At 35.6% G+C, this 21,270-nt stretch carries 17 protein-coding genes; 6 read left to right on the forward strand and 11 right to left on the reverse strand.

Annotated elements, in window-relative coordinates:
* Nucleotides 1–859: 859 nt before the first annotated feature.
* From ACFIKH_RS05025 to ACFIKH_RS05040, 4 genes are all read right to left on the reverse strand, one after another.
* Nucleotides 860–2,236 (reverse strand): amino acid permease, encoded by a 1,377-nt coding sequence (locus tag ACFIKH_RS05025; RefSeq protein WP_375671113.1) that lies wholly within the window; start codon nt 2,234–2,236, stop codon nt 860–862.
* Nucleotides 2,237–2,686: 450 nt separating this feature from the next.
* Nucleotides 2,687–3,046 (reverse strand): hypothetical protein, encoded by a 360-nt coding sequence (locus ACFIKH_RS05030; RefSeq protein WP_375648517.1) that lies wholly within the window; start codon nt 3,044–3,046, stop codon nt 2,687–2,689.
* 153 nt (nt 3,047–3,199) lie between these two features.
* Nucleotides 3,200–4,738, reverse strand: a complete 1,539-nt coding sequence (hutH, locus tag ACFIKH_RS05035) for a histidine ammonia-lyase (protein ID WP_375653889.1) — start codon at nt 4,736–4,738, stop codon at nt 3,200–3,202.
* Between the two features lie 1,330 nt (nt 4,739–6,068).
* Nucleotides 6,069–6,878 carry a class I SAM-dependent methyltransferase gene (locus ACFIKH_RS05040; protein ID WP_375626968.1) on the reverse strand — a complete coding sequence of 270 codons (810 nt, stop codon included), beginning with the start codon at nt 6,876–6,878 and terminating at the stop codon, nt 6,069–6,071.
* A gap of 241 nt (nt 6,879–7,119) precedes the next feature.
* On the opposite strand from ACFIKH_RS05040, the gene ACFIKH_RS05045 reads away from it, so the two are divergent.
* The 4 genes from ACFIKH_RS05045 to parE all read left to right on the forward strand — a co-directional run bounded on the left by ACFIKH_RS05045 (nt 7,120) and on the right by parE (nt 11,605).
* Nucleotides 7,120–7,746 carry a LemA family protein gene (locus ACFIKH_RS05045; protein WP_015856539.1) on the forward strand — a complete coding sequence of 209 codons (627 nt, stop codon included), beginning with the start codon at nt 7,120–7,122 and terminating at the stop codon, nt 7,744–7,746.
* The gene (locus ACFIKH_RS05050; protein ID WP_375671115.1) at nt 7,746–8,597 is read left to right on the forward strand and encodes a TPM domain-containing protein; all 852 of its coding nucleotides are present in this window, start codon (nt 7,746–7,748) and stop codon (nt 8,595–8,597) included. The genes ACFIKH_RS05045 and ACFIKH_RS05050 overlap by 1 nt, the downstream gene beginning before the upstream one ends.
* A gap of 122 nt (nt 8,598–8,719) precedes the next feature.
* Nucleotides 8,720–9,457, forward strand: a complete 738-nt coding sequence (gene lipB, locus ACFIKH_RS05055) for a lipoyl(octanoyl) transferase LipB (protein ID WP_375626017.1) — start codon at nt 8,720–8,722, stop codon at nt 9,455–9,457.
* 81 nt (nt 9,458–9,538) lie between these two features.
* On the forward strand, nt 9,539–11,605 hold the full coding sequence (gene parE / locus ACFIKH_RS05060) for a DNA topoisomerase IV subunit B (RefSeq protein ID WP_375626972.1): 2,067 nt from the start codon (nt 9,539–9,541) through the stop codon (nt 11,603–11,605).
* A 17-nt stretch (nt 11,606–11,622) separates the two neighbouring features.
* Here the strand turns inward: parE and recJ are convergent, their stop codons facing one another.
* Complete coding sequence (gene recJ / locus ACFIKH_RS05065) at nt 11,623–13,407, reverse strand: single-stranded-DNA-specific exonuclease RecJ (protein ID WP_375671117.1); 1,785 nt, start codon at nt 13,405–13,407, stop codon at nt 11,623–11,625.
* 296 nt (nt 13,408–13,703) lie between these two features.
* Here recJ and rplM point away from each other — a divergent pair, with 296 nt between their 5' ends.
* Both rplM and rpsI read left to right on the forward strand, forming a co-directional pair.
* Nucleotides 13,704–14,168 (forward strand): 50S ribosomal protein L13, encoded by a 465-nt coding sequence (gene rplM, locus ACFIKH_RS05070; RefSeq protein ID WP_015856544.1) that lies wholly within the window; start codon nt 13,704–13,706, stop codon nt 14,166–14,168.
* 2 nt (nt 14,169–14,170) lie between these two features.
* Nucleotides 14,171–14,656: a 30S ribosomal protein S9 gene (gene rpsI, locus ACFIKH_RS05075; RefSeq protein ID WP_015856545.1), complete on the forward strand. Its 486-nt coding sequence runs from the start codon at nt 14,171–14,173 to the stop codon at nt 14,654–14,656.
* Nucleotides 14,657–14,888: 232 nt separating this feature from the next.
* On the opposite strand, the gene ACFIKH_RS05080 is transcribed toward rpsI, so the two are convergent.
* The 6 genes from ACFIKH_RS05080 to ACFIKH_RS05105 all read right to left on the reverse strand — a co-directional run bounded on the left by ACFIKH_RS05080 (nt 14,889) and on the right by ACFIKH_RS05105 (nt 21,222).
* Nucleotides 14,889–15,254: a response regulator gene (locus ACFIKH_RS05080; RefSeq protein ID WP_375626023.1), complete on the reverse strand. Its 366-nt coding sequence runs from the start codon at nt 15,252–15,254 to the stop codon at nt 14,889–14,891.
* A gap of 531 nt (nt 15,255–15,785) precedes the next feature.
* Entirely contained in the window at nt 15,786–16,145 is a 360-nt protein-coding gene (locus tag ACFIKH_RS05085; RefSeq protein WP_375671120.1) for a hypothetical protein, read from the reverse strand.
* A gap of 707 nt (nt 16,146–16,852) precedes the next feature.
* Nucleotides 16,853–17,641 (reverse strand): ABC-2 family transporter protein, encoded by a 789-nt coding sequence (locus ACFIKH_RS05090; protein ID WP_375651826.1) that lies wholly within the window; start codon nt 17,639–17,641, stop codon nt 16,853–16,855.
* 135 nt (nt 17,642–17,776) lie between these two features.
* A complete protein-coding gene (locus ACFIKH_RS05095; RefSeq protein WP_375651825.1) occupies nt 17,777–18,448 on the reverse strand; it encodes an ABC-2 family transporter protein in 672 nt (223 codons plus the stop codon).
* Nucleotides 18,423–19,442, reverse strand: a complete 1,020-nt coding sequence (locus tag ACFIKH_RS05100) for an ATP-binding cassette domain-containing protein (protein ID WP_375626979.1) — start codon at nt 19,440–19,442, stop codon at nt 18,423–18,425. The genes ACFIKH_RS05095 and ACFIKH_RS05100 overlap by 26 nt, the downstream gene beginning before the upstream one ends.
* Nucleotides 19,443–20,238: 796 nt before the next feature.
* Nucleotides 20,239–21,222, reverse strand: coding sequence for an RluA family pseudouridine synthase (locus tag ACFIKH_RS05105; protein ID WP_375626030.1), 984 nt, complete (start codon nt 21,220–21,222; stop codon nt 20,239–20,241).
* Between the last annotated feature and the right edge of the window lie 48 nt (nt 21,223–21,270).

Below are 21,270 nucleotides of genomic sequence, written 5' to 3' on the forward strand. Positions count from 1 at the left end.
CCAAAGCCTGTGTGCTCTTCCTGTGTACTTGAACTATGATTACTATGACCCACAATACAGTTGCGGAGTGCATTTTGTCCTTCTCCACTTGTGATAAAAATTATCCCATATCAATATTATAAAAAATAAGTTAGATCCTTGCTCTTTTGCTCGCAATAACAACAAGAATCGTAAAACTGTCACACGTTCATTGTTCTCTTTAATTTACTCTTCTATGAAATTTTATTGTGATACCTTACTGCTCTTTATTGAAGTTTTTGCAAACGCAATGATACAATGACTTTGATTATTCACTATTTTCTACCAACGCCAATCCTCTTTGAGAAAAAATAATAGACAATAAAAAACTTCTCCCCTTTACCCCATAACAACTCAAATATCCTTTTAAAGGATACAGAAGACTCCAACCCTTCTTTTCGAGAGAATACATCTAGAACTTTATCTTCGCTTCTAAAAGCAATAGTAGTTTCTTAAACAACAAAATTTAAACAACAAATTTTTTTAAAGAGCTTATAAAATAATAAAAACAATAACTTATCTTGTAAAACAGAACTCCATTAATACGTTTAGAAAAAGATATCTGCCTATAATCTTGTCTCTATTAAAATCTATTTGCATTGTTAAGCATTTTAACATGAAAGACTTATATTGATTTCAAAGCTCACCATAAAAAAATGCCCAATATTTATATGATTTGGCCGTTAGCATAAGCAATGGCTCACAAAAACTTCCAAAGCAAAATAATAACGAGCAGATTTTTTTCAATCTCAATTGTTCTAATCTTTAGAGTATAACAATCAAACAACTGTTCTCCTGATGACATCAGTTATTTGTTTTGAGTTTTATCTCTATTCACATTTTATTGCTGTTTCTTTTGCTTAAAATTATAAAGTTTAAGTGCATAGAAACAAATAACAAGCCAAGCAATCCAACTAAAACCTATAATTAAAATTGGCCGTGTCTCATCAAAATACCATAAGAGAATAAAAATAAAAACCATAAATAAAATAGAAAAAATCGATCCTATTGGCCAAAATGGAATTGGAAATTTTAAACCATTCTGTGCTTCTTTAGGCATCTTAATTCGCATAAAAAATTGTGAAAGTAGAATCATCATCCAAACAAAAACTGTCGCAAATGTTGCCATTGCAGCAATAAGAAAAAAAAGCTTTTCATGATAAAAATAATTAAGGACAGCACCAAGAAGAAAAATACCGAAAATCATCAAAATAACAAAAATCGGTATACCATTTTTTGATAAATATTGGAACTTCTTTAAAGCATAACCTTCCTGCGATAAACCATGTATCATGCGACAAGCACCATACATTCCACTATTCATTGCAGAAATAGCCGCTGTAACAACAACAATATTTAAGATATTTGCCGCATATGAAATCCCAAGATTTTCAAAAATGGATACAAAAGGGCTGTCCATAAGACCAATCTCATTCCAAGGATAAAGTGACATTAAAATCGCTAACGTCATGACATAAAAAAGCAAAATACGAACTGGAGTAGAATTAATTGCCTTTGAAATTGTTTGATGAGGGTTTTGAACTTCCATGACTGCCATCCCAATGATTTCTATACCACCAAAAGCAAAAACAACAACACTAAAGCAAGCTAAAAAACCAAACCAACCATTGGGAAAAATACCACCATTTTTCCATAAATTATGAACAGTAACGGTAGAAAAATCTGCACCTTCACCCCACCCAAAAAAAATAATTGCTATTCCTAAAATAATCATTGCAATGATAGCGATAACTTTAATAGAAGATAGCCAAAACTCTAGTTCACCATAGATTTCTACAGCAGCTAAATTAATACCTGTAATGATTAATGTAATACTCAGTGCCCATACCCAAGGAGCAACATCAGGATACCAAAACCCCATATAAGTCGCAAAAGCTGTAATATCAGCCAAACCAACAAGAATCATCTCAAATACATATGTCCATCCCGTTAAAAAACCTGCTAATGGTGATATGTAATTTGCCGCATAACGAGCAAAAGAACCAGGTAATGGATTATGAAGTATCATCTCTCCTAGAGCCCGCATAACCATAAAAATAGCTAAACCAGCAATACAATAGGCAATCAAAACACTGGGACCCGCAAGCTTAATTGCCTGTGCAGACCCATAAAAAAGACCTGTTCCAATAGCAGAGCCAAGAGCTAAAAAAATAACTTGGCGCTTACTCATCCCTCTTTTCAGTTCATTTATTGCCATTTCTTTCCTTACTTTATTGAAATGCTGACAATCCACACCACGATAATAGCTCTATGAGAAATAAAGCCTCATGTTTCTTTCACAAATATATTTCAAAAAACATTGAAGACCAGCCAGTCCAACACTTTGCTCTAAACAATGAAAAAATACTTTTATTGCGAACTATCTAGCTTTTACAGCCTGCAATTTCGTATTATTTTATTCAAATAAAGTGATAATGAATTTTTTTGTAATTGTCATTTAATTCATTTCGTATTCTCTAGTTTTTTACAGAGAAAATTAACCTTAATGTAATCTAAACTTTTAGGCTTTTATTTCAGTGCACTGAAATAAAAGCCTAAAAATTCATAACAAACGCATTAACTATGCGTACAATTAATTTTTTGTTACTTTAAGTAAACTCTCTTTGGGTCCAGAAAACAAACCTTTTACACCAATTGAACAGCTCAATCAATGATAATACGAATCTCGCCAATTTTCAAAAGTATGAGAAAGGGTATCTACAGCCCATCTTTTAAGGACTCCAACTGCCTTAACTACAAGCTTTCCAATGAAAAAAAAATATACGGTTAAAATAGCATCTTTGACTGTTGGTCCAATGATAGCATTCTCCTTACCTCTAGAAGTTTGCCCTGAGATAGCAATAAAACTTTTGTTTTTCGCTGAAATAAGAGGCTCTTTCTCTTGGTCCACTATCATAATGAAAACTTCCTCTGGAAAGCCACCTCTCCTAAAATTTGCATGAATCTCGAGAATTTGAGAGAAAAAAAGAACTGTTGTTAAAACACATAATCTAGCACTTTTAACCATTTCTTTCTCCTTTTTTATTTAAAATATCAAAAATGAACTATAAAATTCATAAATTATTAAATAATTTAAATATAGTATTGATCTTCTATATTTTCATATGAGGAAGTTTCAAAATTCAATATCCGCCCTTCATCATTGTCCCTAAAATAAATATTATTGAAAACTTAATGAAGGAAAAATTGTTTCTGGTAAAACAGATAATAAGTGCCCTTCACGCACAAGTATATGTGCTTGATGAAGATCTGGAGCCATATAGCGATCTTCCTTAAGAGAAGCAACATTTTTGCGTAAACATTCCATAACAGATTGCAAAAAAGTACTTGTTTTTAAAGGTGCACGATATTCAATTCCTTGTGCTGCAACAAGCGTTTCAATGCCAATAAGTGTAAAAAGATTTTCGCTCATTAGCAATAACCGACGAGCTCCATGGCAAGCCATTGAAACATGATCTTCTTGATTGGCTGAAGTTGGTGTTGAATCAACGGAAGCAGGATAAGCCATTTGCTTATTTTCAGACATTAAAGCTGCTGCTGTTACTTCAGCAATCATAAAACCTGAATTAAGACCCGCATTATGCGCTAAAAAAGCTGGAAGTCCATAAGAAACTGCTGGATCAACCATAAGAGCAATACGCCGTTGAGAAATAGATCCTATTTCACATAAAGCAAGAGCAATCTGATCAGCAGCAAACGCTACAGGTTCAGCATGAAAATTCCCACCTGATACAACTTCACCATTCCTTAAAATCAATGGATTATCTGTAACAGCATTTGCTTCAATAATCAGTGTTTTTGCTGCTGCCAGCAAAATATCAAAACATGCCCCCATGACCTGTGGCTGACAACGTATACAATAAGGATCTTGTACACGCTCATCACCCCGTAAATGTGCTGCACGAATTTCTGAATCCTCTACAAGCTTTTCTAATGTTTTCGATACGGCAATTTGCCCATAATGTCCTCGTAAAATATGGATATCAGGATGAAATGGCGCCGTTGATCCCATAATGGCATCTGTCGTCAAAGCTCCTGCCAGCAATCCACCACACAATGCCCGATAAGCTCGAAAAAGACCGGCAAGTGCAAGAGCTGTCGATGTTTGAGTCCCATTAATAAGAGCTAGACCTTCCTTTGCCTCTAAAATAATAGGGGACAATCCCGCTTTCTCTAATGCAACCGCTCCACTCATACGAATATTTTGAAAAAATGCTTCTCCTTCTCCCATCATAACAGCCGCCATGTGAGCAAGTGGAGCTAGATCACCTGAAGCACCAACAGACCCTTTTTCAGGGATGACAGGAATGACGCCCTTTGCAAGCATATTTTCCAGCAAATTTACCAATTCCAAACGAACTCCTGAAGCTCCTCTTCCTAAAGAGATAAGCTTTAAGCTCATTATCAAACGCACAATATTTTCAGCTAAAGGCTCTCCTACCCCACAACAATGGGACAAAATAAGATTTCTCTGTAAAACAGCGACATCGTCCGCATCAATTTTAATGGAAGCCAACTTCCCAAAACCAGTATTAATACCGTACACAGGCTCACTTCCAGCAGCAATTTCAGCAATGCGCTGAGCCCCTTTCTCGATAGCTAAATGCGTATCATTATGAAGTTTACTCACTTCACCATTAAAATAAATAGCCTCAAGTTCACTAAGCGTCACCTCGCTTGGTTTTAGTATAATAGTCATAATTTACTTTCTTTTTTAATCAAAGCGTAATGTTTAGCATTATTGATCCTTCTATAAAACAAAAAAACTATAACGACTCTTTAAAACGAGAATACTTTCTTAAAGGTATTCCTTACGATGGAGTCATTATCCAAAAGTAGAATAGTTGACGATAAATGAAATATTGACAAGCACAACCAAGGTCATGGATTTCAAAAATAGATAACGCATTAATTTATAATCATAATCTAGCATTATTTATATTGAATTTGATAAGAGATCCGAACATCTTAAGATTCTCCCATTCTAAATCTGTGTATGTTGAATTAATCAAAACCATTCGCTTGAACGTCATAAGCGAGATTGGCGTATGGATAAAACTGTACAAAAAAGAACTAAAACCCCTCTTATGAACCGTCTCAAGGGCTGTCGCAACATTGGGAAATGATAAACTGTGTGATGGTGCAGACTTGTTCTTGTGTATGAAGCGTAAAGACGAAGGACTCAATGAATTTATCATATGGATATATCATTAAGCTATTCCTACTAAACTTATAAAAATCTTAGACAGATAGCTGTCACAATCTATCATGATTGCAAAAATTAAACTCTATAGAAAATTAAAAAACTTATTTAACATATCACAACATAGAAGAAATTAAGCTTATTTACCACTTCTAAAATTGTATTTAAAGCGCCAGATTGAAACCTGAAAAGTACATCTTCAATAAAACCACACAAGACTCGAACTAACCCGTTATTTAAAATAAAAATAAAAGAAGCTTTCTTATATCAAAAAATTTAATTAACATATTGTTTTTATATTATATATTTAAAAAGAGAAATGCTTCATATAACATATTTATATTTTACTTTTTTGTTATATTGAATCTGAATTTAGAGATAATTTCAGAATTAGTTTTTTTAAAGATTCTTCCAAGCCATTACCCTTTTTCTGCAAATTTCTGATTATGATAATTTTTGTATTTTTTCAGTTATTTTTGTCAAAATTTAAGAACTCTCATTTAATAATAAGAAATAAGCGTAAAAACAAAGAATTATCAAATATTTCTATTCAATCTACCTCTTCCCCTTTTATAAAATAATCTGTTGTTAAAATACAGTAAAGAAAGCACTCCGATGCTATAATTTAGTTCATAAATTTTCTATTTAAAACTCTCTCATATAAAGTGAACAATAAAAATAAGATGTAATATGTAATAAGATGTCAATTTGAATGCTGAAGAAGAAAAAACTCTCCCCCTCAAAATCTACCTTAATAATACGTTAATCTCCTGAATACCGCCTACTCTGATGTGCTAAAAGAGCAAAAGTAATCATCGATATCAGATTATCCTGCATACATATAGAGCTCACTTCGATACAAAAGCTCCAAATTACCTTGCACTTCATATTTCTTTGTCAATGCAACCAATTGCCGCAAATATTCTTCCCCATAGCAAGCAATAGCACGTTGCGCTTGCGTTGAAGAGCGGCTCATTCCAATAAAAGCTTCAGATGGGATCATCATCGTCCAATTGTGCGTATGGAAAAAAATCTTTTCTGGATCTACCCCAAAGCCATCACTCATTTCCTGTAAAAAATCAAAATTACGATAATACCGGGAATAGTTCGGACTCATTTTCTCTAACAATGTCTCATAAGCCTCTAGAAATTCACTATGCTTGAAATCACGATTATTTTGAATAACAGCCATGACACCATTGACTCGAAGTTGATCTGAAACAGAACAAAGCAACTTAGGACGATCCATCCACTGAAACGCTTGCGCTGCAATGACAAGATCGACCTCACCAATTTGAGGCAATAGGTCTTCGGCACGCCCCTGATACCACTGCACCGTAGGAAATTTTCTTCGCCCCTTCTTAATCATATCTGCCGATACATCGATAGCATGATATTGGTGCTCATTTCCTAAAAAATTAACAACTCCCTCTAGTGCGATACCTGTCCCAGCCCCCACATCCACAATGGACAAATGCTTTTTGTTCTTAAAAGGATGGAGCATGGTTTTAAATAAAGTGAGGGGGTAGCGAGGACGATAACGATCATAATCATTAGCCAATCCATCAAACTTTTCACTTTGCCGTTGAACACTTTCTATCACAGGATTTTCCCCTTTCCCAATTATTATATGCATGTTTTGAAACAAAAATACTATATTTTCCTGTAATAATAATTTATATGAATATCATTGATCTTTTATAAGATGACCTCTATATTACCGCTATTATTTTAATATCAACAAGTCACTTAAGCGTTCCTAAAACGCATAGAGGTGTCAGTTTATTGATAAATATGCCTGTTGATAAAATTCAAAATACTTTCCAGCAAGAAGATAAACCCTATATAATACATAAAATATCTGTGGAGACATCTTTATGTTAAATGTACAAACTTCTTCAATGTTTAAAATATTAAAACAATTTTCAATCGTGATTTTTTTGGCATGGTTAGTCCCATTTTTAAGTGGGTGCGGATTTAATACGATACCAACAAATGAAGAAAAAGCACATGCAGCATGGAGTGAAGTGCTCAATCAATATCAACGTCGTACAGATCTCATCCCCAATCTTGTAGAAACAGTTAAAGCTTACGCAGCTCATGAACAAAGCGTTTTCACAAATGTAATTGAGGCACGTGCCAAAGCAACGCAAGTCAACATTAATGCAGATATGTTGAATAATCCAGAAGTTATGCAGCAATATCTCAAAAATCAAGCAAATTTATCAAGTGCCCTTTCGCGGCTTATGGCTGTTGTCGAAAACTATCCGGATCTTAAAGCAAACCAGAACTTTCTTGCTCTTCAATCACAATTAGAAGGAACAGAAAACCGAATTTCCGTTGCGCGCCGCGATTATATTGAAACAGTACGTGCTTACAATACTGCTCTCAAAACAATGCCGACGATGATTTGGGCAAAGCTATGGTTTCGTGATGCTAAACCTATGCCTACTTTTACCATCGATACTGATAGCCAACAAACACCAAAGGTTAATTTTAATTAATGAAAATATTTCAACACTCTATACAACGTCGTATTTTTCTACGTTTATGGGTTCCTTTGAGTATTCTATATTTGATCATTGCATTGGGGAATGTCACTTACGCACACACTAAGTTTCCTCCCTTAACCGGCTATATCAACGATATGGCTCATTTACTTGATCATGCAACACAAAGAAATTTAACGGAAAAGCTAGCTACACTCGAAGAGAAAACAGGAGATCAAATCGTTCTTGTGACGCTCCCTACTCTTTCGGGCAATGATATAGAGACATACAGCAATTCTCTTTTTCGTACATGGAGATTAGGTCAAAAACAAATCAATAACGGCATATTAATCGTCATTGCACCAAATGAACGCAAAGCACGTATTGAGGTAGGCTACGGTCTGGAAGGAGAACTAACAGATGCCATTTCCTCTGTCATTATTAATAGCTTCATGATTCCTAATTTTCGTGAAGGAAATTATCAAAAAGGAATTGTCGAATCCGTTCACGCAATTATCAAAGTGATCACACAAAGTGATGCTGATTTTTCTTTTCGAATCAATCAAAAAGCTAAAGCTGTTGAAGAACAACGCAAACAAGCTGAAAAAGAAGAAATGATTATAAATACAATCACGTTTCTCATTCTCTTTATAGTCATTTGTTTGCCCATTCTTGCTATGATTTTTGGTAAAAAAATAGGTCCACGAAAGTATCTTTGGCTGGGTATTGTCTTCACACCTTGGTTTTTAAACTTAAATGCGAGCGGTAGAGGTTCTGGTGGAATCTTTGGCGGACCTTCAGGGAGAGGAGGATTCAGAGGTGGTGGTGGATCATCAGGTGGTGGCGGTGCAACAGGAAGATGGTAAAACGAGCATAACGATTTTTTTAATAAAATTCATTGCACTTCTTATAAACTATCTCTTAATCCTGTTCTTTTTTTATTTTTCTGATTATAATACAAACTCAAACATCAAGATAAATATTACCAATGACATTTGAATTAAAACATACGGATCGTAATAACTTATCATATCATTTTAATGCAATTCTAGGAAATCCACCCGTTGAATGGAAGATAAGTAATCATCTAGTTGAGTATCCTGAAGCTCTGCGTTATATGCAAGAACGTGTAGAAAAAATTCTTGCAAAAACCGCGCATGAACAGGTTTGGCTTCTTGAGCACCCTTCCCTTTATACAGCAGGGACGAGTGCAAATAAAAAAGATCTTTTGGCGCCTAATTTATTCCCTGTTTATGAAGCAGGACGTGGAGGCGAATTCACATATCACGGTCCAGGGCAGCGTATTGCTTATATCATGCTTGATCTTAAACGCCGAAAACAAGACATTCGTGCTTTTATTAGTGCATTAGAAGAATGGATCATACAGATGCTTGCAAACTTTAATATTAAAGGCGAACGCAGAGAAGATCGAGTTGGTGTCTGGGTTAAACAGTCTCATTGCCCATCAAAACAAAATGATCTTTCTTCCGAAGATAAAATTGCAGCTATTGGCATTCGAGTGCGCAAATGGATAAGTTTTCATGGAGTTTCTATCAATGTTAATCCTAATTTAGCCCATTATTCAGGAATTGTTCCTTGTGGAATTAAAAACCACGGTGTAACAAGCTTTCTGGATCTAGGTTACCCTGTAACAATGCATGATATTGATATTGCTCTCAAACACGCCTTTGAACAAATTTTCGGTCCAACAATTGATGTTTCCTAAGTGCATTGATTTTTAAATAAAAAACAGGCATAAAATCGTTTTAATAAATATTTTATTTTATGAGGTAGATAGTTAAACGCTATGAGCGATAACAAAAAGGATCTTTTTAGTGTTTTAAATAAAGCCCCATCTCGGGTAAATACAAAAGAAAACACTCTGCAGTCTCCAATGAAATCAAAAGCGATGATTTCAAAAAAAAGCGCAAAAGATACGCAAGAAGATGACTATAATGCCCTCTCTATTCGAGTGCTTGAGGGTTTAGAGCCCGTACGTTTACGCCCTGGAATGTATATTGGTGGAACAGACAGTAAAGCGCTTCATCATTTATTTGCCGAAATTATTGATAACGCGATGGATGAAGCTGTTGCGGGTTATGCAGATTTTATTGAGGTCTCATTAGATAGGAACGGTTATATAACCGTTACAGATAATGGACGTGGTATTCCTGTCGAAAATCATCCTCAAATGCCTGAGAAATCTACTCTTGAAGTTATTATGACACAACTCCACTCAGGGGGAAAATTTGATGGAAAGGCTTATCAAACTGCAGGTGGACTTCATGGGGTAGGGATTTCTGTTGTCAATGCTCTTTCTGATGATATGGAAGTTGAAGTTGCACGAGAACGAAAACTTTACCGCCAACGTTTCTCACGCGGCATTCCTCAATCTGGATTGGAAGATCTGGGAGATGTTTATAATCGTCGTGGTACGCGCGTTCGTTTTCATCCTGATCGTGAAATTTTTGGTGAAAACGCAGCTTTTGATCCAGAAAAAATCTATAAGATGGCATGCTCCAAAGCTTATCTTTTTGGTGGCGTAAAAATTCGCTGGACTTGTGATCCCGTCATACTTGAAGGCGCAGAAAATATTCCTGAAAAAGCTGTTTTTCATTTCCCCAATGGGCTTAAAGACTATTTACTCTCGTCACTAAAAGATGAATATCGAGTAACATCAGAAATTTTTTCTGGCAAAACACAACAAAATAATGGCCATGGCTCCGTTGAATGGGCTATCGCTTGGCATGGTGGTGATTCTTGTGTGCAATCTTACTGCAATACGATTCCTACAGGAGAAGGCGGAACACACGAAATAGGATTACGTCAAGCTCTTTTGCGTGGATTGAAATCCTACGCTGAGTTAATAGGAAACAAGCGCGCAACAATTATTACGTCTGACGATATTATGATTTCAACAGCCGCAATACTTTCAGTCTTTATCAGTAACCCTGAATTTGTTGGACAAACAAAAGATCGATTAGCGACCATTGAAGCACAGCGTATCGTTGAGAATGCAATCCGCGATCCTTTTGATCATTGGTTAGCAAATTCCCCGCAAGAAGCAACAAAACTTCTCGATTGGGTTATTGAACGTGCTGAAGAACGTGTTAGACGACGCCAAGATAGAGAAATAAGTCGAAAAACTGCTGTCCGTAAATTACGTCTGCCCGGTAAACTTGCAGATTGTAGCCAGAACCATGCTGTGGGTGCTGAACTATTCATTGTTGAAGGGGATTCTGCAGGAGGATCTGCTAAACAAGCAAGAAATAGAGCAAACCAAGCAATTTTACCTCTTCGTGGTAAAATCTTAAATGTCGCCAGTGCTGCACATGAAAAAATGAACTCAAGCCAAACAATTAGCGATCTTATCCTTGCTCTTGGATGTGGAACACGCTCCAAGTATCGTGAAAAAGATCTCAGATATGAACGTATTATCATCATGACAGATGCTGATGTTGATGGTGCTCATATTGCGTCACTGCTCATTACCTTCTTCTTTCAAGAAATGCCTGACCTTATTCATCAGGGACATTTATATCTCGCCGTCCCTCCCCTTTATAGAATATCGCAAGGAGGAAAAGTTGCTTATGCTCGTGACGACATTCACAAGGATGAATTGCTCAAAACTGAATTTACTGGAAAAGCTAAAATCGAAATCGGGCGTTTTAAAGGGCTGGGTGAAATGCGCGCGGAACAACTTAAAGAAACGACTATGCATCCTCAAAAACGTACATTGCTTCGTGTTTCTATTGATGCCGTGGAAATGCAAGAAACGAAAAAGACTGTAGAAAGTCTCATGGGAACAAAACCAGAAGCACGATTTCGTTTCATACAAGAAAATTCTACTTTTGCTTCTAATCTAGACATCTAATGTAAAAAATATCCCTTTCAAACCACTGCGGCTGCGTCAATCACACGCAGTTGCGGATTGGTCGTTCCATTCCAATAATTCAAACTAAGATGACCAGCTAAATGAATCATTTCACCAATATTTTCAAAAAGAAAATCACCAAGAGATGTCCCTACAGCACGAAAAGCTATTCCTTGCAGTTTTTTTCCTTCAACATTAGATACAATGAGGCGAAGATGTCCTTTACCAACTTCAGATAGATTCACCAATCGATGAGAGGGAAGAACAAAAACAGGCGTTGCATTCCCTGTCCCAAATGGCCCTGCTTTTTCAAGCAACTCAAACAGCGCTTCATTAACACCAGAAGCAGAAAGAGAACCATCTATACTAAGAGACTTTTTAGCATGCAACTCAGAAACCCTTAAAGAAACTTTTTCTTCTAGCCATTTTCGAAAGATTTCAATTTTTGTTGATTGAATTGTAATTCCTGCGGCCATACTATGTCCCCCTCCCTTTTCTAATAAATTTAATGTAACAGCTTCACGAACGAGTGCTCCTAAATCTATACCATTAATTGAGCGTCCCGACCCTACGCCATTTCCATCTTCTTTCAAAGCAATAGCAAAAACAGGACAAAAAAAACGCTCTTTGAGACGGGAAGCAAGAATACCAATAATTCCCGGATGCCATTCTTTATGAGAAATTACAAGTGACAAGGGTATTTCTTGATCTTGATAAAGAGAAGCAATGTAAGATTCCGCTTGTGCTAATTGAATGTTCTCCATTTCTTGGCGTTCTTGATTAAGCTGATCTAATTGTTCTGCTATTCTGTCCGCTTCATCTTTATTCTCACAGCTAAGCAAACGTGCTCCCAAAGCTCGATCACCAATGCGCCCTCCTGCATTAATTCTAGGGCCTAACAAAAAACCTAAATGAAAACTATTAAGCGGCTCCCCTATTCGTGCAACCTTTGTTAAAGCTGTTATTCCTGGATTATGCATAGAACGAGCAACTTGAAGCCCTTTTATCACAAAAGCACGATTAACCCCCTGTAATGGGACGACATCACATATGGTTGCCAATGCAACAAGATCAAGCAGACTTAAAAGATCAGGCAGCTGCCCTTGGAATTGTTTTTTCCGCAGTAAATGATGAACCCAAGCTAACGTAACAAAAACAACGCCCGCTGCACATAAATGCCCCTGTTTAGAAAAATCATCAGGGCGATTAGGATTGACAAGAGCAACGGCTTCTTGATGAATCTCTGACATTTGATGATGATCTAAAATCACAACATCAGCACCAGCAAGCCTCGCTGCTTTTACCGCATCTGGACTGTTTGCGCCACAATCAACAGTGATAATTAACCGAGCACCTTCTTGCACAAGCATCCTCATTGCTTGTTCATTCGGACCATAGCCTTCAACAATACGATCAGGAATATAAATTTTGACTTCAATACCAAAATAACGAAAAAAACGCGCTATGAGTGCCGAAGAACAAGCACCATCAACATCATAATCACCAAAAACAGCAACCTGTTCTTGATTGAGAAGAGCCTTAACAATGCGCTCTGCAGCGCATTGCATATCCCTAAAACTTTCTGGATCAGGCATAAGCGTACGTAATGTTGGATTAATAAAAGCAACAGCCTCAGCTTCATCCACATCTCTTGCTGAAAGTACTCGAGCTAACTGATCTGGAAAACCAAATTTTTGAGAAATAGCGCGCGCATTATTTATCCCTTTGACATCAAGGGCATCTAACCAAGCTTGACCACAAGCAGAAGATTCAACATTGAGAAAGTAACGAGACCACTGCATTATTGCTCATTTTATAATGGAGAACGATAAAATACAATCATACGTTAAAGATAAAATAGTCTTTTGCAACATTCATTTTAAGTTTAAATTGTCCACAAACTTCTTTTAATAAGGTATTATAATACCTTTATCATAACATGTTGTTTTATAAAGTTTTTATTTTCTCTTGACGTCAATCAAAAGACATTATATCAGAGTAAGGTGTATGCGTTAAATATTTCGCTATGGTAACAATTTTCAACGCAAAACAGTAAAAATTCCCTTATATTAAAAGGGTTCTAATAAAGGATACTTCTATGGCAACTTTTTCACAAAAGCCAACTGAAGTGGTGAAAAAATGGGTTATTATTGACGCAGAAAACCTTGTTTTAGGTCGTCTTGCCACATTTGTTGCTAACCGCTTACGTGGCAAACATAAAGCTACATTTACTCCACATGTTGATGATGGTGACAACGTTATTGTCATTAATGCAGATAAAATAGCTCTCACTGGCAAAAAATATACGGATAAAAAATATTATTGGCATACCGGCTATATTGGTGGAATCAAACAACGTACAGCACGTCAACTTCTTGAGGGGCGTTTTCCCGAACGCGTTATTGAAAAAGCGGTAGAGCGCATGATTCCTCGTGGTCCCCTTGGTCGCCGTCAATTGAAGAATCTACGTGTTTACGCTGGAAGCCAACATCCACATGAAGCACAACAGCCTGAATCTCTTGACGTTGGTGCTTTAAACCGCAAAAACAAAAGGATTGCTTGATTATGGCTGAAATTAATTCTCTTTCTGAGCTTAGCATAGTAACAAGTATTACAGAAACACATGAAAATGTTGTTCCTGTCCACGTGCAAAAGCTTGATTCACAAGGACGTGCTTATGCAACAGGAAAGCGTAAAGACGCTGTTGCACGCGTATGGATTAAACCAGGTTCTGGAAAAATCACGATCAATAATAAGGAATTTGACAAATATTTTGCTCGTCCTGTTCTTAGAATGATTCTTCGTCAACCAATTGTTGCAACAAACAGGGATACCCAGTTTGATATTATTGCAACCGTTGCAGGTGGTGGTCTTTCCGGACAAGCCGGTGCAGTGCGCCATGGCATTTCCAAAGCTTTAACGTATTACGAACCAGAACTTCGCTCAATCTTGAAAAAAGGTGGTTTTCTTACCCGTGATAGTCGTGTTGTTGAACGTAAAAAATACGGTAAAGCAAAAGCACGTCGTTCTTTCCAATTCTCAAAGCGTTAATTTCATTTTTTGTACAATGCATAAAGCCTCGGACAAAAACGGGGCTTTTTTTAACTGCTAAAACAGACCTTTCGTAGAGACAAATTTATATCTGTTAGAAGAAAACAAGAATGCAAAACAACAGATTCTCCTTAAACAAGAACTAAAAAAGTAGATCAAAAAATATCTGTAATATAACTTTAGTTATCTCATAAGCTTTTCAATGTCTTTTTCTATCATCACTTAACAAAATTTAGTCCAAGAAATGCTTTACCATTGTGATAAAATGCGGGACAGAAATAGGCTTTGACATATATTCTTCACATCCACTGGCACGAATTCGCTCCTCATCCCCTTTCATAGCAAAGGCTGTTACAGCAACAACGGGAATCGATCTTAGTTCTTCATCTCCTTTTAATTGTTTAATAACATCTATTCCAGAGACCTCTGGCAACTGGATATCCACAAGGATAAGAGATGGCATTGATGAACGCGCCAAATCTAATGCCATAAGACCATTACGCGTTTCAACGGTTTCATAACCACTCGCTTCTACAAGATCACGGAATAACTTCATATTAAGCTCATTATCTTCCACGATCATGACTTTTTTTGACATTCGTATAACTCCACCCTTCTCAGATAAAATAGAGAAATAGAAATGAATCCACATTCTCTTTGCTTAAGATAAAATGATAAAATGAATTGTAAACCACAAAGAGACTAGAAGCTTCCAATAAAAGCTTTTTACGCAAACATTTATAATACTCATCACTATGCTTTTTCATTTCATAAGAATGAAACCCACAAATAGTCGTAAGATTGTGATCCCCTGTATTTTTTGAGTTGATATGCAAAGTTCATGGATATCTCAATTAATGCATTCGCATTTTCATCATAAAAAAATATCAACCACAAACTTAGCTCAAATGTGTATTTTGAAGAGGGAAAAATTTAAGTAACCTTTAAAATAGCTGATTAGTTAAATTCAATGTGCCATATATTACCATCCCCCAAACAATATCTTAAGAATAAACTTATCAATATTATTAAGAGTAAAATATAAATAAACCGTGATTAAATATCACGGTTTATTTATATAAAATATTCAACAACAGAATAATTCAAGGTTCATCAAATAAAATATCTTTTAATTCAAAGCCCATGCACTATGAGCAAGAGCATCAAATGTTTTTCCACCTGTCGTTCTGCTAGGACTCGGTGGCTTTCTAGTAAAGAAATATACAAGATATGCGATTAAACCAAAAATCGCTGCCTCCATCCCCATTAAACCCGCGACTTTTTGGACATTTTTCTCAGCCCCTTGTCCTCCAAATTGGCTAATAATCATATCAACAGCTTTAATAACTCTATTTTCCTGTGTCATTACAGAAATAAAACCAGCATTTTGAAATCTACCATTTAAAGAATCGGCATTGGCTCCTAAAACCTGTGAAAAGAAAATAGCGACTGCAACCACACATACTATACAATGCTTAAATATTTTCATCATAACCACCTATTACAATGTTTAATAAAATAAATTTTTCTTTACCCCCCTCTAAATATAAAACATTACATCATCTATCGATAACGTATATTTATCTTCTTATAATAAAAATATAATACAAAACTTTAATTAATAATTTTATTTTAATTGCTATTTTTATATTATATTATATCCGTTACATATTTATCTTAAGTTTGTCAATTGTTTTATTTGTGTTTTTATATTATACAATTTAATGCTAAAATGTATTAAATTAGAATTATTTTATTGTTTTTATTATAATTTTAGCTTTATTATCATAAATATTACTATGTTATTACATTATAAAAATATTAATGTGTTGTTTTTTAGTTACACATATTGTTTTTATTTTTTTGTATAGTACAGTAAGATAAATATTTTTAAAATTTACAAAAAACAAAAAAATACTTTATTGAAATATTCTGATAAAATTATTTTGCATTATTATAAATTGAGAAGAAATAGCTGTCCCAGTAAAAAAAATAGCGTAAACTCCAGCTTAGCTCTTTGATTGAAAAAGCTAAATCAGATACAATAAGAGATAACTTTTGGTGAACGCGCCAAATCTAATGCCATAAGGACATTACACATTTCAACGATTTCACAGCCACTCGTTTCTACAAGAACGCGGAATAATTTTAATAAAGTTCATTGTCTTCCACGATTATAACTTTCTGACTTTTATATCATCCCCCTAATCCATTAAATTTACGCATTGTTTTCTTATAACTCATGAAAGTCATGGCAATAAAAAGAAAAGCGCTCAACAGAAGATATCCAATATTCCATTCGCCTTTACCAAATAACAGTGAAACGGGCAAAGAAGCAGAAAAAGCCATAGGAAGCATAAACAAAAGCCATTTTACGATGCTTAAAGGATAAATGCCTATTGGTACAAATGACAGCTCGTAAATCATTTCATGAAAATATTCGACAGGCATCTTACGGCTAATAATAAATGTTACAAAATTAAACATCATGAAAAAACAAATATTGACGATAAAAACACAAAATATTGCAACAATAAAAGAGATCCATCTTAGCTTAAGATCGGATATATTCGGTAATGATACAAATAAATAGGCACTAACATAAAGAACAAAGAGCTTGATCAGATTAAGAGGTTTACACCAACCAAACAACATCAACAACCAAATTGAAACGGGCTTTATCAAGTATGGTTCAATTTTACCATCCGCTACTTTTTCAAAAAACGTTTCAATAGAATTAGTAAAAATATTCAAAAATATTCCAAGTAAAACAAAGACAACAAAGATAAAATGGATTTCATCTCTGCTATAGTTACCGATCTTTCCTGAAAAAGAAGATATTCTATCAATAAATATGAATTGAATAAAATAATAGCATAGAGAAAGAATAAACTCCCCAGCCAAATTCTTACCATAAACAATCTGTCGGCGGATATTCAAACTGATAAAATGAAGGATTATTTTCATCTCAACCACCCGCTCCATTATATGCTTTCATCCCTTTATTCCAAGCAATATAAATTAAGAATAAAAAACACAAAATATAAGTAAAACTTCCGAAAATAAACTGCTGAAACAACGCTAAATTTTGCGTCGCAAAAAACTCGGCAGGAGCTGAGATCACGAAACGATAAGGATTAAATTGCATAAGCGGAATAAGCCACACCGGCCAAAAAGATGGTGGTAAAAGCCCCCCCCAAGAAGCGCTGAACTAAGAATACTGAAAGAGAGTAATATATTGTACTCAATCACCCAAAAGCTTAATAAGGCAATTCCAAAAGAGAGTAAAAAACAAAGCAATTGTGATAGAATAACAATGAGAAAAAAGAATAGAAAAGCGATGACCAATCCCAGAATGTTTTCATAGGATGAAACAAGCTTAACAACAAAAAGAGCCAATAACGGGATGCTATATAATACACTCTCCCCTAAAAAAGTAAAAAGCATTTGTGTCATATAACTGAAGGGCTTTGTAAGATATACTTCTAATTGACCTTCTTTAACATGATGAGAGAAAAACTTAATCACATTATAACCATTATTTAAGCGTCCTAGGACTAAAGAAAAAGCATAATAATACATCATATCATGAAAGCTAAAGCCATTTATGGTGTTGCCCATATCAGAGAAAAGTGCATTCCATAATAGAAATTGAATAACAAATGGCGAAAGTGTTCCAATGATAATGTCGGTAAAAAACATTGCTCTATCACTTAGAACAGTGAGTAATCCATTCTTGGCAAAAAGAAACATGCCAAAGCAGTGGTTAGATAAATTCTTTAAATTTAACACGGAGCATCTCTTCAAGCGAGGGAGTGGATACAGAGAACGTACAGTTCAATTCGGTTGTAATTTCGCGTACAAAATGCGCAAAATCCTCACGAGGCAGCGAAATCTCCAGCGAGCATTCTTCAGTGTTAAAGTGCTTATCCTTTAAAGGAGTAGATAATTTCAACGCAATCTCATCAATTTTTTCTACAACAGTTGAAGGTGCAGCCAAGTGTTCACAAAAAAGTGTCATTCTCACCAAAGAAGGAATGACATTTTTAAGCGCCTGAAGATTGCCATGAAACTGTTTCTTTCCCTTATGCAAGAGAATAATATCATCGACGTATCCATCAATATCTCCCATATCATGACTCGTGATGATATACCCAGTGCCGCGCTCCCTTTTCAGTTTTTTAAGAAGCTCCCTGATTTCATGCTTAGATGTAATATCAAGACCAATACTTGGCTCATCGAGAAACAACAGTTTAGGTCTAAAGGAGAGATTAAATGCCAATTCACTTTTCACTCTCTCACCCAGACTAAGCATCCGCACTGGCTTATCCATAATATGCTCAAGACCCAGCAACTCAGTGATCTCTTTAAGATCACGAGTAAAAGAAGCGCGTTCAAGACCATATAATGGTTGAACCATATCCAGACTGTAGCGTAAAGGTAAATCCCACCACAAACAATTCTTGTGACCAAAGACCACACCCAAAGACTTGAATAGATCTTTCTTCGCTTTATAAGGATCAACACCAAGGACTTTAATACATCCCTCATCAGCATGTTGTATACCAGAAAGTATTTTAATCAGTGTTGATTTACCCGCTCCGTTAGGGCCAAGAATTGCTAATGATTGCCCTAAAAAGAGAGTGAAACTCATATCTTTTAACACATGATGATTTGTATAAACCGGCTTGAAGAGAGAAACCACCTTGTTTTTAAAACCAATTCCTCTGTCAATGTTGCGATATATTTTTGAGACGTTATTAACGTCAATCAATAATGATCCCATCCGTCACTCCTAATTTCAACTTATCTCCCCTTTAAATGTTCCCATAATAACTATCTGTTTTTGTTCACTAGAAAAAACAAAAGTGTTCAAGCCCTCCCTAGAGCAATAAAACGCACCTGACGTTTTATCTCCAATTTTTTGTATAGATATTTTTCAATGTGATGAGTTCACTTCAATGAAGCATTAAGATACTAAAAACTTATTTCTTCTTTTATGAAAGATAATCTTTTGAATAAACTAAGTAAGTAGAAAAATAATTGCTCATTGAAAGGAGAACTTTTCTCATAAAACTTCATTGTATAAGCAAAGATACAAAGCATAAATCTATACTATAAGCCTATCAAATCACTTTGATAACAGAACAAACTTCCTTGACAACAGGAATTTTTTGAGAGGCTACTTTTCCTCAGCATTACTATAAAATGCCTCAATTATCTCCCATGAAAAAATTAAAATCGCCTTCACTATTTTAGTAAATATCTTTCAGATTTTATCTAACTCATCTCCCTCAACAGACACGCCTCCCCAATATATGACCTCTATAGATAATTCAAAGGAGCAGCTTCACCAGCTCAGATTATTAAATAACACACCATATCCAAAAATAACAATACAATCTATATGGATAAAGAGCTGTAGAAAGAAAACTTATGATATTCGAAAATTTCATCACTCAAAAACACAATTTTCTCATAGCAATTTACTTATCAAAAATTTTCTTCAAATGATGCCCTATTCATCTTATAAAATTTATAGACAAAATTTGTATCAATCAAAAAGAACAAATGAAGTTTCTTTACTCTGTTTCAGCATCACTCTCATTAAAAGACAAAAGATTAAAACTTTGGACCATATGAGGCGGTAAAGGTGCAACAATATCCAATATTCCTCCTGAAGGATGAGGAATACGAATACGACGTGCATGAAGATGAAGACGATTTTGAATTCCTCCTGGTAATGTCCAATTACTATCAGAAAAAAAATACTTTGTATCGCCAATGATAGGATGATCCACATGGGCAGCATGCACACGAAGCTGATGTGTTCTCCCTGTATAGGGTTCCATTTCAAGCCACGAAAGAGCCCGCCCTCGCGTGTCTAAAACGCGATAGTAGGAAACCGCATGATGTGAATCTGGCTCCCCATGTTCACAAACACGCATTTTGTCACCTTGTGCAGTCATTTCCTTAACCATCCACGTTGAAATTTTGTCCTGCTTTTTTTTAGGCACGCCCCGAACCAACGCCCAATAAGTCTTTTTTGTTTCTCGCGCTCTAAAAGCAGCTGTTAAGAACTGAGCAGCTCCCCTTGATCGCGCAACAATAAGCACCCCCGACGTCTCACGATCAAGACGATGAACCAAACGCGGCTTTTCACCTTTTTTATTGCGCCATACCTCAAGCATACTATCCATATGACGTGTTAAACCAGAGCCTCCTTGTACAGCCAACCCAGCTGGTTTATTAAAAACAAATACCTTTGGATCTTCATAAAGCAGCATTTTTTTCAAAACGGTTTCATCATCCTGCCCACGAAGTGTTTTATCCGTTATTGAAAGATTTTCCTTGTCATTAATAGGGAGAGGTGGAATACGAACAGCTTGCCCCATACAAAGACGCGTATCAGCTTTAACACGTCCACCATCAACCCGTATCTGACCAGAACGCAACAATTTTTGCAAAGCTCCAAAACCAAGCCCAGGGTAATGCACTTTAAACCAGCGGTCCAAGCGCATTCCATTTTCATCTGCCTCAACTTTTTTTATTTCTACGCCTGCCATGAAAATTCCCTTACCTGATAATTTTCTCTGCCCAATATTTTTTACCTG

Origin of the sequence: Bartonella sp. SD1336NMGDW (genome assembly GCF_042193565.1) — a bacterium.
GTDB lineage: Bacteria > Pseudomonadota > Alphaproteobacteria > Rhizobiales > Rhizobiaceae > Bartonella > Bartonella grahamii.

What these genes read in the sequence shown, in the direction of transcription:
- rplM (WP_015856544.1), top strand. Translation starts at nt 13,704, where the DNA reads ATGGCAACTTTTTCACAAAAGCCAACTGAAGTGGTGAAAAAATGGGTT.
- recJ (WP_375671117.1), bottom strand. Translation starts at nt 13,407, where the DNA reads ATGCAGTGGTCTCGTTACTTTCTCAATGTTGAATCTTCTGCTTGTGGT.
- ACFIKH_RS05090 (WP_375651826.1), bottom strand. Translation starts at nt 17,641, where the DNA reads ATGGAGCGGGTGGTTGAGATGAAAATAATCCTTCATTTTATCAGTTTG.
- parE (WP_375626972.1), top strand. Translation starts at nt 9,539, where the DNA reads ATGAGCGATAACAAAAAGGATCTTTTTAGTGTTTTAAATAAAGCCCCA.
- ACFIKH_RS05025 (WP_375671113.1), bottom strand. Translation starts at nt 2,236, where the DNA reads ATGGCAATAAATGAACTGAAAAGAGGGATGAGTAAGCGCCAAGTTATT.
- ACFIKH_RS05030 (WP_375648517.1), bottom strand. Translation starts at nt 3,046, where the DNA reads ATGGTTAAAAGTGCTAGATTATGTGTTTTAACAACAGTTCTTTTTTTC.
- ACFIKH_RS05105 (WP_375626030.1), bottom strand. Translation starts at nt 21,222, where the DNA reads ATGGCAGGCGTAGAAATAAAAAAAGTTGAGGCAGATGAAAATGGAATG.
- ACFIKH_RS05100 (WP_375626979.1), bottom strand. Translation starts at nt 19,442, where the DNA reads ATGGGATCATTATTGATTGACGTTAATAACGTCTCAAAAATATATCGC.
- ACFIKH_RS05045 (WP_015856539.1), top strand. Translation starts at nt 7,120, where the DNA reads ATGTTAAATGTACAAACTTCTTCAATGTTTAAAATATTAAAACAATTT.
- ACFIKH_RS05050 (WP_375671115.1), top strand. Translation starts at nt 7,746, where the DNA reads ATGAAAATATTTCAACACTCTATACAACGTCGTATTTTTCTACGTTTA.
- ACFIKH_RS05085 (WP_375671120.1), bottom strand. Translation starts at nt 16,145, where the DNA reads ATGAAAATATTTAAGCATTGTATAGTATGTGTGGTTGCAGTCGCTATT.
- ACFIKH_RS05080 (WP_375626023.1), bottom strand. Translation starts at nt 15,254, where the DNA reads ATGTCAAAAAAAGTCATGATCGTGGAAGATAATGAGCTTAATATGAAG.
- rpsI (WP_015856545.1), top strand. Translation starts at nt 14,171, where the DNA reads ATGGCTGAAATTAATTCTCTTTCTGAGCTTAGCATAGTAACAAGTATT.
- lipB (WP_375626017.1), top strand. Translation starts at nt 8,720, where the DNA reads ATGACATTTGAATTAAAACATACGGATCGTAATAACTTATCATATCAT.
- ACFIKH_RS05040 (WP_375626968.1), bottom strand. Translation starts at nt 6,878, where the DNA reads ATGCATATAATAATTGGGAAAGGGGAAAATCCTGTGATAGAAAGTGTT.
- hutH (WP_375653889.1), bottom strand. Translation starts at nt 4,738, where the DNA reads ATGACTATTATACTAAAACCAAGCGAGGTGACGCTTAGTGAACTTGAG.